This is a genomic window from Streptococcus sanguinis (assembly GCF_050220005.1).
Lineage (GTDB): Bacteria > Bacillota > Bacilli > Lactobacillales > Streptococcaceae > Streptococcus > Streptococcus sanguinis_Z.
The window spans coordinates 964,581-977,703 of the sequence record NZ_CP071413.1 but is presented as its reverse complement, the minus strand read 5'-3'; the positions used below and the strand labels follow the sequence as shown (position 1 = coordinate 977,703).

The following is a 13,123-nucleotide window of genomic DNA, read 5'->3' as shown; positions in this document are numbered from 1 at the left end:
CCTCTCCCACTATTTTACAGAACGCTTTTTCGTTTCCTTCAATAGCAGTTTAACTTCAAAGACCGTACCTTTTGGTTTGTTGTCCTTGACATAAATAGAGCCCTTGAAAGCATCGACAATCTGCTTGGCCAGAGAAAGCCCCAGACCAAAGCCACCTTTCTGACGAGTCCGAGCCTTGTCCACCCGATAAAAGCGATCAAAAATCTTCTTCTTATCTTCATCGCTGATACCAGGGCCATTGTCCGCCACTCGGAAAATAAGGTAACGATCTGTCGAAGTAGCCATGACACTGATTACACCATCATCATCTGTATACTTGATAGCATTATCAAATAGAATAGTCATCAGTTGTTTGAGAAAAATTTGATCGGTCACAATAGGGTGCTTGATCATATTTTCTGAATGAAAGGCTTTTTTATTCTCCCTTGCGATAATACAGTAATTAGCAAAGGTCGTATCAAAAAATTCTGGTTCAACTTCACCATATTGTGGCTTGATGCCATCATCGCGGCGGGCCAGGTTGAGCAGATTGGTCGTCAGCAAGCGCATATTCCGTACTTCATCCAAGCTAGAAGCAATATTTTCACTGCTCTGCATAATTGTAGCTTCAGGCTTACGAAAGAGCGTCTCTAAGCGGCTCTGCAATACTGCCAGAGGAGTCCGTAGCTCGTGACTGGCATTTTCCACGAAAGCCTTCTGCTTCTGGATACTTTCCAGCAGAGGCTTGACACTCATCCGAGCCAGATAAATACTGGCAATCAGAGAAATTCCCCAAAAGCTGACCATGACCATGGCAATCAACTGCTCATGCTTGCTGCTGGTCTGCTCCAGCTGGCTGATGCTAGTCATGACCACAGCATACTTGATATCAGGATACTCATTTTTAGGATCAATATCAAAGAGATAAGCCCGATAGCTTTCTGTCTGGCCAAAGCTATTACCAATCACGATTTCCTTGATTTGATTCAGATAGGACTTGTTAAATTCCAGCGAGTTAAAGTCCAGAAAACCATCGCTCTTACTGGTGGAAATATTTTTATAATCATCATCCAAAAGCAGGGCAAAAGTATTAGAGCTGACATTTGGCGTAGTTAGATTGTTAGGCTTAGGCTCTTCATCTGAATCACCATCTGGCTCTTTACTGCTTTTAGGACTTTTAGAATTGACCTTATTGCTTGGATCAGACTGCTGGCCTGTCGTCCGATAGGCCAAATCAGCTACTGAACTAGGATCATTACTCAGGTTTTTCAGATTTTCATCAACTGACGTATAAAGGCTGGAGCGCATAACCTGAATAATAATCAAGGTCATGGCTGAGAAGATTAATGTAAACAACCCAAAATAGCGAATGAAATAAGAGAAATCATCCGCATAAAAGGTCTTCTTGATTTTATTCAGCATCTTTTAAAATGTAGCCGACACTACGAAGAGTATGTAGGTTTTTCGCAAATGCCGTTCCTTTCAGTTTTTTACGAATCTTTGAAACGTACACTTCAACAACGGAAACAGTGGTATCACTGTCAAAGCCCCACAGACGGTCAAAAATTTGGGTCTTAGGCAAGATTACATTTTGATTTTGCAGGAAATAAACCAAGAGGTCGAACTCTTTACCAAGCAACTCAACGTCTTTACCGGCTTTCAATGTTGAATTTGTGGATAGATTGACTGTCACATCACCATAAGAAAGAGTATTCTCGTTGAATTTACCAGCGCGTTTCAAGAGCGCCTGGATCCGCATTTTCAGTTCTTCCAAATAGAAAGGTTTTGTCAGATAGTCATCAGCCCCGAGCTCAAAGCCATGTCCTTTGTCATCCAAGCTTTCCTTAGCCGTCATGATGAGAACAGGGGTTGTGACTCCTTTTGCTCGGAGATCTTTCAGCACTTGGAAACCATCCTTTTCAGGCAGCATGAGATCCAGCAAGATGAGGTCATAAACACCACTCTCTGCTTCATATAGACCTTCTTCGCCATCAAAAACCTGCATTACATCTGCAAAATCATCCAAAAAATCAAAAACTGAGTTTGACAGTCCAAGGTCATCTTCTACCAATAGAATTTTAATCATCTTTCTTTCCTCCAATAAAACTTACCAAGATTATGTCTTTTGGTTTTTGTTTTATTTGCTATTCTTATTATATCATGACTTGGGTCAAAATCAGTATGTTTTTTCTACGACTGCGACGTTTTATTTTCTTTTGTCGACTTATTATTGTTCTTGTCCGATTGTTCGTTTGTGTTCGTTGAAGACTTTTTCTTGTTTTTCTTCCCGTTGTCATTTTGCTGAGCAGAAGAATTCTTGCTCTTGTCATTGTCAGACTGCTGGCCGTCTTGAGGCGGCATTCCTTGTTCTTGACCGTTCTGTCCTGGTCCACCATCCTGCGGCGGCATTCCATTACCTGGTCCACCATTTTGACCATTCTGACCTGGTTGTGGTAGCATTCCATTTCCTGCATTCTGCCCCTGCTCCGGTGCTCCAGGCATAGTAGCTGTCTGTTGAATAGCTGATTGCTGATTGTTTGTACCGTGAATAGCTGTCGCAAGGCCATAGCCACCCATAAGTCCGACTGCTAGAGCACCACCCGTCGCAACTGTCAGCCACCATTTGGTGCTTTTTTCTACAACCATCATTTTTTCCATATCCATTTAATACGATTCCTTCTTTCTTTTGTAAATTTTTCAATCTGTTTCTATCAAACAAGAAGCTAATGCAGCTTACAAGTCATCCCATACACATCCTTTCACTTGAATAGCATTATCATATAGATTTTTACTTAAACAGGACTGAATTTTTTCTTAAAAAAGGCTGAAAGATAGGGAAAATGGATTATGCAAAGTGCTTTTTCAATATACGGCTATATTTATCTAATAAAAGAAAATCAGCTAATCTTGAAGACAGAAGATTGAGTTTAGCAAACAAAGATGCCCCTCGCCCCATTAGGATGACTCTTCGATGAGACTTAATACCTTTTAGCAAAGCTAGGCAAACTTCGTCTGTAGTTGAAATCTTAATTCCCATTTCTTTCCAAACAGGATGGTAAGGCTTTTCTGAGGGTGTGTCCGCAGCATTGGGACAAAAATAGGTTAAATACACCTTTTTCTGCTCCTGCTTTAATTCGCGATTCATTGATTCAATAAAAGAAAAAATCCCTGCGCGACTAGCCACATCTACGCTATAGTAAGGGAAAGCGAGCCGCCCATCTGCAAAACCGCCAGAATGCACAATTGTAGCACCTTTTTCATTTGCTAATAAGGGCAGAAAAATCTTGCTAATCAGAATGGCGCCAGATAAATTGATCAATAGTGTCTGCTCTATGTCCTCAAGGGAATGCGCTGACAAAGACTTTCTTACATCAAAACCAGTTGCATTGATAACAATATCTATACATTCCGACCACTCTTGTATCTCTGATACTACATTTTTTAGAGACTCTTCACTTGTAATATCCACTGAGCTTATTGGAATAAAAGACGAAAATTCTTGCACAAACATCGTTAACTTCTCTATATCTCTTCCTAAGAGAAATAACCTAGCACCTGCTTGATGAAAAGCTCGTGTATAGACTCTTCCCAAACTACCACTTGCACCAATAATCACAACCTTTTTATTTTTAAAATAATTATCAAACATATAATTCTCCATTCTCTAGTAAGTCTTTTGTGATAAATTCAATAAAACAAGTCCGACAATAACTAGACTTATCCCTAAAAGGCTTACAGCTGTTACTTTTTCGTGCCAAAGCAGAATAGATAATATCGTTGTCCCTACTAGACCTATTCCAGACCAAATGGCGTAAGCTAGATTTAACTGAACGCCTTTTAAAGATAGAGATAAAAAGAAAAAGCACAAGCCATAAAATATCAAAGCAAGGCAACCGAAAAATAACTTCGAAAAACCTTGAGATAGTTTTAAAAGACTTGTTGCGGCAATTTCAAATAGAATTGCGAGAGATAAATAAAAATAGTAAAACATTGTTTTCCTCCTAATATTCTAAATAACTAAAAAGTTAGCAGGAAAATCAATAGAACTATTCGAGAGATGAAACAAAGCAAGTCCAAAGTGTACAGGCATGTGTCAAAATCATTGATTTTATGCTCGAATCTTTGGAGATAGATAAAGCTTTTCGACCGCATAACTCATCTAATGAAATCTGGTAAAAATCGGCTAGACGAATAAGACTTGCACTATCTAGAATCGTCTTATCATTTTCCCAGTTCGAGATGGTCTGCCGAGTCGTTCCTAATGATTCTGCAATCTGAGCTTGGCTATAGCCTCTTTGCTCCCGTATAAACTTCAATTGTTTTCCTAACATTATCTTTTCCTCCTCATCATACTTATTTTTTAGTTGTTTGGCTAGATGAAATTCTTTAACATTAGTGATTATTGTAGGTAAAAATTCTTTGACATGGCTATTATAACACGATTTACGTTCATCTTAAAATACTTGCCTATCTAAAACACTTGATACATCTATCAAACATTTGCCCCAAAAATCCGCAGCAAAAAAGACTGAGACAATTTTGTCCCAGTCTAAATTTATCATGTTCAAAAGCTCTGGATGCAGGAGCTGTTTATCTTTTTATGACTTTTTCTTAGAAAGACGGAAGCCGGCTGAAGCTAGCAAGGCCGCAAAACCAAGATAAGTGAGAAGTGCACTCGAACTGCTTCCAGTTTTAGGCAATTGACCTTGTGTGGTTTGGTAGCTGACTGATAGCTGCAAGTTGCTTGGTTGCTTGCTTTCAGATCTTGGATGCTGCCAAGTCTGGTTTGACAGAGGCTCAAATTTCTGTGCTGTTTGAATAGTAATTTCTGCAGGAGGTGTTGAAACACTAACCTGATTGGACTCTATCCGGTATTGATTATTAATCAGCAAGCTGAAATGATTGGTATAAGTTCTGCCTGGATACAAGAGTCGACCGACTGCTGCTGGAGCTAGGGTCTCGGTCGCAGAATTCAAGTAAGCATTGTAGCGTTCAAGCAGACCTGGTGCAGCAACAAAAGTCAAGACTCTGGTGCTTGGGTCATAAGAAACCTCGTAACCAGGACTTTTCGCTCTGGTTGCTTCTAGATCCAATTCAAAACCTTCTGGCAGGCGATCTTCCAATACGAAAGAATGAATTGGCAGGCGATAAGCAGGCAAAGCATCCGTTACCAGATTAAGGACAGCAAAACTTCCCTGGCTAACCTCTTGTTGATGAATATTCTTCTTGGACTCATTCTCCACCTCTTCTCTGACTTTTAACTGGATAAAGAGCTGGTTAAAGTGATAAGTTTGAGTCGGCGCTTGCGGACGGCTTGGCAAAGCTTGATAGCTAGGCTCAGCCGGCTTTTGAGGAAGCTCCTTATAGTTTGGTTTGTCAGGCTCCTCTATCAGAGGCAGGTCACTTTCTCTGACAGGTGCCTGAGGCTCAGGCTGAAGAACTGGTTCTTGTGGGAGCTGGAGTTCCTGTAGATAGCGTGGCTCCTGAGGCAGGTCCTCTAAAGCAATTTCTTCTTCATAAGCAGGCGATTTCGGACCTTCTCCCGTGCTTGCTTCAGGATCTTTTTGAGGTTTTCCTGGTTCTTTCAAATAAGATGGTCGTTGTGGTTCCTGTGGCAGTGGTTTTTCAACCGATTCTTGCGGAAGGCTCAGCAAGGGCTGCTCCTTCTCATAGGTTGGCTCTTCAACTGCAGTCGGCTCTGTCAATAGAGAAGGGGAGCTAGGTTCTTCTGGCACTTCCTGATAAACTGGCTTTTGAGGTTGAAGCGGCTCAGGCAGATAAGTTGGCTCTTGTGGCAGAAGTTCCAAATCTCTTTCCGGTAAAACTACTGGCTCCTCAGGCCGATTGGGAAGGGGAAGAGGTTGAGTTTCTGTCGGCTGTTTAGGAACTTCTTGATAGGTCGGCTGATCTGGCTCTTCTGGCAAAGGTTGATAGACTGGCTGACTCGGAAGAGGCTGCAAGGCCTTGACTTCCTCATAAGCCGGTTCCTTAGGTTGAGCAACTTCTGTCGGAGCAACAGGCTTCATTGGAACACCTTTGGCTTTAATATCAGAGTTAAATACAAACCAAGCAGAACCCCGATTTCGCGAACCGATATCAAAAGAAATGACATCTCCCTGTGCCTTACCGACGATAGCGCCATACCAGTTATAGGGACTGTTCGGCGAGTCCCATTTGTTATACTCAAAGCGAGAGCCTTCCCGCTCAAAGTTAATTGAAATATCAGCGTGAACACTAGTATCTGGGTGAACATTAATGGCAGAGCCTGTAATAGGAATATATTCACCATTAAAATTCTTAATGTACTCAATTGCAACTTTGTTCGTATTTAAAGATGAGAAGCTGACAAGCGAGCCTGTCATATCAAGCCTTTCTCCAGCCTCATCGAAAAACTCCGCTTGGACATTGACCCGAGAATGGCCATAAAAATCCAAGGTCCAGACAGTCAAGGTCGGATCCTTAACTAAGAAAACTGGAAGCTTATCCTGACTCTTCGTTGATTCTTTCAGAGTATAAGTGTAGACAACTTTAGCGATTTTCTTTCCTTGAATACTGGAATTTTTGATATTGGTATAAGTAGCTACCAGAGGCACATCTTTTTGTAAAATGACTTTAGTCTGATGCTCTTTCCCTTTTAAAACACTGGTCAAAGCAGTTATTCCTTGTTGATCCATTCCCCAAGAACGAACCTCATCACTCAGCTCATCATTGGTATAGGTTCTAATAGACGGGTCAAGTGTCAAGACAGCCTGGGGCTCAGATTTGAACACAAATGGCTGGCTTTCAACCTTACTGAGATAGCCTTCTTCATTTTTCTTAGCCTCAGCTTCCTGCATCTCTCTCTCATAAGTCACAAGAGCTGCATCATACTTAGTTTTGGCAGTATCATAGGCAGCTTTTGCCTTCTTATATTCTTCTAAGAGCTTATCATAGTCAGCTTTCAGGCGGGCATTTTTTTCCTTAATGCTTGCATTTTCCTGCTCAATCACTGCGTTCTGCGCTGAAATAGAAGCAAGGTTTGCCCCATAGTCTTCTTTTAGTCTTTGATTTTCTGCTTCAATCCTTGCAAGATTTGCTTGGTAGGTCGCTAAGTCCGCCTGATAAGCAGCTAGTTTATTCTTGTTTTCTGTCTCAATCCGAGCAATCGCCTCCTGATAGGCAAGCAAGGCTTTCTCATATGCTTCTCGACTTTTCTGATTGCTTTCGGTGATTCGAGCCACATCCTGCTCATATTGAGCTAATTGATTTTTATAAAGCTCTTGTTTTTCCTGATTTTGCTGACGAATCTGGGCGTTTTCAGCTTGAATGGCAGCATTACGGGCTGTTACTTCTGCTTTTTCTGTCTCATAGGCAGTTTGCCGCTTCTTATTTTCAGCTTGGACACGCTCAAGTTCAGATTGATAGGTAGTCAAAGCTGCTTGATGATCTCTCGCTTTGGCATCATTGACCGCCTCGATTTCAGAGCGATTCTTTTGATAAGCAGCTAATTTGCTCTCATAGTCTTTCTCTGCTGCTTGATTTTTTTGACGAATCTCAGCCAATCGCTCTTGATAAGCAGCTAAATCAGCCTGATACTGCTCCTTTAAGGCCGCATTTTTCTTCTGAACAGCTAGATTTTGGGCCTCAATCTCTTTGTTCTGCTCCTGAATTTTGGCTAACGCTGTCTCATAAGATTGTTTTGCAGCTTGATTGTCTCTTTGAATGCGTTCTACTTCCTGCTGGTAAGCCGTCAATTCTGACTGATATTGCTGCTCTAGCTCAGCATTTTCTTTCTGAACCCTAGCAAACTCTTTCTCATAGTCAGCCATGGCTGCTTGATAAACAGCTTCTTTTTCTGCCTTAACCTGAGCCAATCTGGAAACCTCAGTTTCATACCGTTTGACTGCTTCCTGATAGGCCTTGTCAGCAGCCTGATTTCGTTCTGCCATGGCTGCATTTTCAGCTTGGGTAGCTTTGTTATGAGCTGAGACCTGAGCAAGCTTTGCTTCATAGCGACGCTTTGCTTCTGCATTCTTCTCCCGAGTAGCTTTCAACTCTGTAGCATAGCTCTCTATAGCAGTTTGGTAGGCTGTTTTCGCTTGAGCATTTTCCTGTAAAATCCGTGAACGCTCCTCTTGATAGGCGGCTAAAGCTGCTTGATAGGCGGCTTCTTTCTCTTGATTGATTTTTACTATACGGTTCAATTCTGCTTGATAAGCAGCCCGTTTCTGTTCATAGTCTGCATGAAGTTGAGTATTTTCAGCCTGAATGCGACTGGACTCTTGTTCATAGGAAGCCAGAGCCTTGTCATATTGGTCTTTCAAGGCTTGATTGGCAGACTCTTTCTGACTGAGTTCTTTCTCATAAGTCTTCAGTTGCTCTTGATAAGCTGCTGTGTTTTGGCGTATTTCCTTGACTTGAGTCGCATAATCCGCTAGGGCTGTCTCCCGTTTACTAGCAGCTTCTTCTGGATTTCTAGCTGTTCCTAAATCAACAGTCGGCTCCTGCTTTAGCTGAACTCCCGCTTTCTCGGCCTCTGCCACAGCTTGGTCCAAGTCCGCATGGGAAACCTCCAAGGGAAGCTTGTCTTGATTAACTGGATCTGACTGAGCAGGCGCAACAGTTGGCTGGGACGCTTCGGTTGTCGAAAGAGTAGCTTCAGAAAGGGCAGACTGTTCTGTTGCTGAAGATACCTTCTCCTCTGCTTGAACTGATCCGGCTGCTACCATCAAAGCCGCCCCCAAAACAGCTCCGCACAAGCCCTTAGAAAGGCAGCTCTTGCGGAAGCCATAGACTATTTTCTTTTCCATAATAAACTCCATTTCTCCTTTAAACAGTTTCCTGTTTATTTCACATACTATTCTATTTTATCAAAGCAAAGGCATATTAGCAATGTTTAAATACTCAAAATGATAAAGAAAAAGCCTGAGATAAGATAATATCTCAGACTTTCTAGTCATTTTAATCAAATCTATCAGATTGCAGTTCGAATTGCTTTTTCCACTGCTTCTTTCTCGCGATTCACCAGTTCAACACGAGCAGCGATTTCCTTGATTCCCATGCTGATGTTTCGGCTAATCGCCATATCGTCCAACTGAGGCTCAAAGAAGGCTTTGTACTCTGCCAATCTCTCTTCTGTCTTGAAGACCACTGCCGGGCTAATGACAAAGCTATCAAAGCTCATATCACCACCTAACGCTGCCTTGATCCAATCCCAATTCTCACGCGCCCAAGTCCATACTGCTTCTTGAGTAAAATCCCGGCTGAGGAAACGAGCATACCAAGCTGACAAATCCTGCGGTTTCACAGTAAATTTATCCTTCCAAGTCGCTAACAGTTCATCCAAGGTTTCCTTGTTCTTCGTATAAGAAAGGGCTGTAGAAAGGGCATTTTTGAAGCTTCCATCATTTGAAGCGACATAGAGTTCCAGATAAAGCTTAGTCACCTCCTTGCTTTCATGATGCTTGATTTGGTTGATCAATACCTGCAGGCGAATAGCAGCAGGGAGCTTTTCCAAATTATCACGATAGCGGTCAAAAATCTGACTAGCTTGAGCTTTAGCCGTTTCATCGTCAGCCTTAATCATATTGCCCACAATCAGCTGACGAACCATCTCATCCTCATCACTTTCGCCTTCCTGTTTTTCAAAACCAAGACGGTCGAAATTGCTTTGACTGAGAACTTTCAGCAAGGCTTTGTAATCTTCTTCTGTCTGACTGCCTTCATCCACAAAACAATTCAACCCTTCCAGTACTTGGGAAACAGCTGAAACTACCATATAAGAAGTTTCGTTCGCCAGCTTGCTGATAACTGGCAGCAGGTCCGCATAAGAAATCTTACCTGACTCTGCCAGAAGTCGGCGCTCCTGCACGATTTGCAGTTTACTGATATTGTCCAAAGAGCTGAGATTATTCAGAAGAGCATCCAGCAACTCACCCTGATAATCTGTAATATAGTGAGCAGTGTTTTCTGTATTGAGACGCAGGGCTCCTTCATTTTGCGCTGCTAAGGCTACATAATTAGGAATTTCCAGTCTTTCTGTCGTCAGAGTATCAGGAAGTCCTTGCCAGTTACTGTTAAGAGGCACTGGCCATAGACGACCTTTGTCTTCGTGCTCTCCAATGAAGAACTGCTTCTGGGTCAAAATCAAGCAGTCATTTTCGACCTTAGCAGTGACAACTGGATACCCCGGCTGCTCCAGCCAAGCATCCATAAAGGCTGCTACATCACGGCCAGAAGCTTGAGAAAGAGCGTCCCAAAGATCACGACCGATAGTATTGCCATATTGGTGCTTCTCAAAGTAGGCGCCTAGCCCCTTACGAAAAGCATCATCTCCCAGCCAACGACGCAGCATGTGCATGAGACGGCTACCCTTAGCATAAACAATCGCTCCATCAAAAAGAGTATTGATTTCATCTGGGTGCTTGACCTCTACATGGACCGACTGAACGCCATCAGTCGCGTCACGCTTGAGGGCATAAGGAGCTCCACTGGTCTGGAAATCTTCAAAAATCTTCCAGCTAGGCTCAATTGCATCAACTGAAACATACTCCATCATATTGGCAAAGCTTTCATTGAGCCAGAGGTCGTCCCACCACTTCATGGTCACTAGATTTCCAAACCATTGGTGGGCTAGTTCGTGCGCAACAACCAAAGCAACTGTCTGACGGCTCAGAGCTGTTGAATTTTCATCCACCAGCAGATAGATTTCCCGATAGGTTACCAAGCCCCAGTTTTCCATAGCCCCAGCAGAAAAGTCTGGCAGGGCCACATGGAGTGACTGAGGAATAGGGTACTTGACTCCGTAGTATTCTTCGTAAAATTCAATACAGCGAACCGCAATGTCCAAAGCAAACTCTAGATTGCTGGCTGGGTGGGCCTTGGTCGCATAGACTCCTACCAAGGTTCCATTCTTGGTTTTAGCAGTAATTCCTTGCATATCACCTGCAGCAAAAGCCAAGAGATAGGAAGACATACGTGGAGTCGTTTCAAACTTCCAAACGCCAGTCGCTTTGCGGTTTTCAACATCAATTTCTGGCATATTAGACAGAGCCAACTCACCCTCTGCTTGGTCAAATTTCAAAGCTAAATCAAAAGTTGCCTTAGCCTCTGGCTCATCTACACTCGGAAAGGCTTCGCGGGCAAAATGGCTCTCAAACTGCGTAGAAATAATCTCTTTTTTCACACCATCTACCGTGTAGTAAGATGGGTAAATCCCCGTCATATTGTCCGTAATTTGACCAGTATAAGTTATTGTCACAACTACAGGACCAGCTGCTTCCAGCTCAATATAAAGAGCTTCATTGTCCTTATCCAGAGCGAAAGGACGAGCTTGGCCAGCCACCTCTACAGCTTCAACTGTCAAATCTTTTTGATGTAGGGAAATCTTACTCGTCTTAGCTTCTCCAGTAATGGTCACCTTGCCTGAAAAAGACTTGTCGGCACGATTCAGATCCAAAAAGAGATCATAGTGCTCAGGAACAAAAGTTTCAATAAAATGTTTAACTGCTTGCATCAGCTTCTCCTCATCTAGCGAACAAAATGGCAAGATTACTCTGCTGCCCTTGTCCGTTTATAATCTGTTATTATTGTATCATATTTAAAAGATTTCGTTGCAGAATAAATGCAAACAAAAAGACAGGGGAATAACCTGTCCGTTTGGTTTATGATAATAGAAGAAAGGTTCCCATTCAAATAGCTAGGAAAACTATCACATTCCCCAGTTAGTGCCACATCATCCTTCCTCTTTACTTAGCTTAACATTGTAAATGATTTCAGCTTCTGGGGTTACTTTTCCATCCTTAACAACATCCTTTAACTGACCATCTTCTACTAATAATTCAATATTCAAATCAGTTCCCTTAGCCCTTGTAAGCTTTGCTTCGTCTGGCAAATGTTTTTCATTTGAAACATCAATCTCATTACCGTGTGAGTCCATTAATTCTATAACATCATTTCCTGCACCATCAAAATCAAGAAATATATGAGTAACTAAACCATAGCTATTAGGTGTGTAGTTCTCTATTGTTGTTCCTAATGTTGCTTTATTCCCATATTTATCATAAATCGTCGGACGTACATAGGCATTTAGCATAGAACCACCATTATCCCCTTCAATATAAATCGGAGAAAATTCAATCTTCTCAATACCTTTATAGTGTTCTTTGAAATAGGTTCCATATTGCTCTTCTAAGAGTCGAAAACCTCGCTGATAGAGCTTGGTTGTTTTGGGACCTAAGTTAGGTTTGATTACTTTGTTGTATATATAGATTCCGCCTGAAATTACAATGAATAGAATTGTTAAAACAATAATAAACTTCTTTTTCACTAATATACCTTCGTTATAACGCGTTTTTATAGTTCTTTTCTAATAAAATAGTATAATACCTTGGTATTGTCATATAAAATATTTTTCATTATTTTCGGCAAACTTCTATCCTCAACTACCTAAGAAAATAGTTGTCTTTGTCGCTTAGTTCACGCCACATCATCCTTCCTCTTTACTTAGCTTAACATTGTAAATGATTTCAGCTTCTGGGCTTCCTTTTTCATCCTTAACAACATCTTTTAGTTGACCGTCTTCTACTAACATTTGAATATTTATATCTATACTTTTTGCATCTCTTAGTTTTGCTTCTTTAGGTAGTTTCTTTGCATTCGAAACATCAATTCTCTCGTCATCTGAATCAAATAATTCAATTACCTCGTTACCATCCCAGTCAAAATCAACGATTAAGTCAGTAACAATACCAAAACTATTTGGGACATATTTTTTTATTTGTGTACCCAAAGTAGCTTGATTCCCATATTTATCATAAGTTGTCGGACGTACATAGGCGTTCAACATAGAAGAATCCTCATCTCCAGTCACATAAATTGGAGAAAATTCAATTTTTTCAATACCTGAATATTTTTCCTTAATATAAGTGCCAATTTGATCTTCTAAGAGTCGAAAACCTCGCTGATAGAGCTTAGTTGTTTTGGGACCTAAGTTAGGTTTGGTTACTTTGTTGTATATATAGATTCCGCCTGATACCAAAACAAGAATAAGAGCAAGTGTCGTAAAAATTTTTTTCTTCATCATTTTCTCCTAAATTATTCATTATGAAAATACATTACATTTTTTATATTCTTATAGTGTAACATAGTCGGACTCAAGTTCCAA

At 41.3% G+C, this 13,123-nt stretch carries 10 protein-coding genes; all 10 read right to left on the bottom strand.

Annotated elements, in window-relative coordinates; genetic code table 11:
* Positions 1 to 9 precede the first annotated feature (9 nt).
* Positions 10 to 1,401 carry a sensor histidine kinase gene (locus J1C86_RS04740; RefSeq protein ID WP_002904314.1) on the bottom strand — a complete coding sequence of 464 codons (1,392 nt, stop codon included), beginning with the start codon at positions 1,399 to 1,401 and terminating at the stop codon, positions 10 to 12.
* Positions 1,391 to 2,065 carry a response regulator transcription factor gene (locus J1C86_RS04735; protein ID WP_427150825.1) on the bottom strand — a complete coding sequence of 225 codons (675 nt, stop codon included), beginning with the start codon at positions 2,063 to 2,065 and terminating at the stop codon, positions 1,391 to 1,393. The genes J1C86_RS04740 and J1C86_RS04735 overlap by 11 nt, the downstream gene beginning before the upstream one ends.
* Positions 2,066 to 2,169: 104 nt before the next feature.
* Positions 2,170 to 2,643 carry a hypothetical protein gene (locus tag J1C86_RS04730; protein WP_125406896.1) on the bottom strand — a complete coding sequence of 158 codons (474 nt, stop codon included), beginning with the start codon at positions 2,641 to 2,643 and terminating at the stop codon, positions 2,170 to 2,172.
* A 181-nt stretch (positions 2,644 to 2,824) separates the two neighbouring features.
* Complete coding sequence (locus J1C86_RS04725; RefSeq protein WP_125406899.1) at positions 2,825 to 3,640, bottom strand: SDR family NAD(P)-dependent oxidoreductase; 816 nt, start codon at positions 3,638 to 3,640, stop codon at positions 2,825 to 2,827.
* 3 nt (positions 3,641 to 3,643) lie between these two features.
* On the bottom strand, positions 3,644 to 3,970 hold the full coding sequence (locus J1C86_RS04720; RefSeq protein ID WP_125406902.1) for a DMT family transporter: 327 nt from the start codon (positions 3,968 to 3,970) through the stop codon (positions 3,644 to 3,646).
* A gap of 55 nt (positions 3,971 to 4,025) precedes the next feature.
* Positions 4,026 to 4,310 carry a helix-turn-helix domain-containing protein gene (locus tag J1C86_RS04715; RefSeq protein ID WP_125406905.1) on the bottom strand — a complete coding sequence of 95 codons (285 nt, stop codon included), beginning with the start codon at positions 4,308 to 4,310 and terminating at the stop codon, positions 4,026 to 4,028.
* Between the two features lie 267 nt (positions 4,311 to 4,577).
* On the bottom strand, positions 4,578 to 8,780 hold the full coding sequence (locus tag J1C86_RS04710; RefSeq protein ID WP_185755770.1) for a GbpC/Spa domain-containing protein: 4,203 nt from the start codon (positions 8,778 to 8,780) through the stop codon (positions 4,578 to 4,580).
* A 152-nt stretch (positions 8,781 to 8,932) separates the two neighbouring features.
* Positions 8,933 to 11,473 carry a M1 family metallopeptidase gene (locus J1C86_RS04705; RefSeq protein WP_125409022.1) on the bottom strand — a complete coding sequence of 847 codons (2,541 nt, stop codon included), beginning with the start codon at positions 11,471 to 11,473 and terminating at the stop codon, positions 8,933 to 8,935.
* A gap of 219 nt (positions 11,474 to 11,692) precedes the next feature.
* Positions 11,693 to 12,316, bottom strand: coding sequence for a hypothetical protein (locus tag J1C86_RS04700; RefSeq protein WP_185755775.1), 624 nt, complete (start codon positions 12,314 to 12,316; stop codon positions 11,693 to 11,695).
* Positions 12,317 to 12,445: 129 nt separating this feature from the next.
* Positions 12,446 to 13,042 carry a hypothetical protein gene (locus J1C86_RS04695; protein WP_185755771.1) on the bottom strand — a complete coding sequence of 199 codons (597 nt, stop codon included), beginning with the start codon at positions 13,040 to 13,042 and terminating at the stop codon, positions 12,446 to 12,448.
* Positions 13,043 to 13,123: the final 81 nt, after the last annotated feature.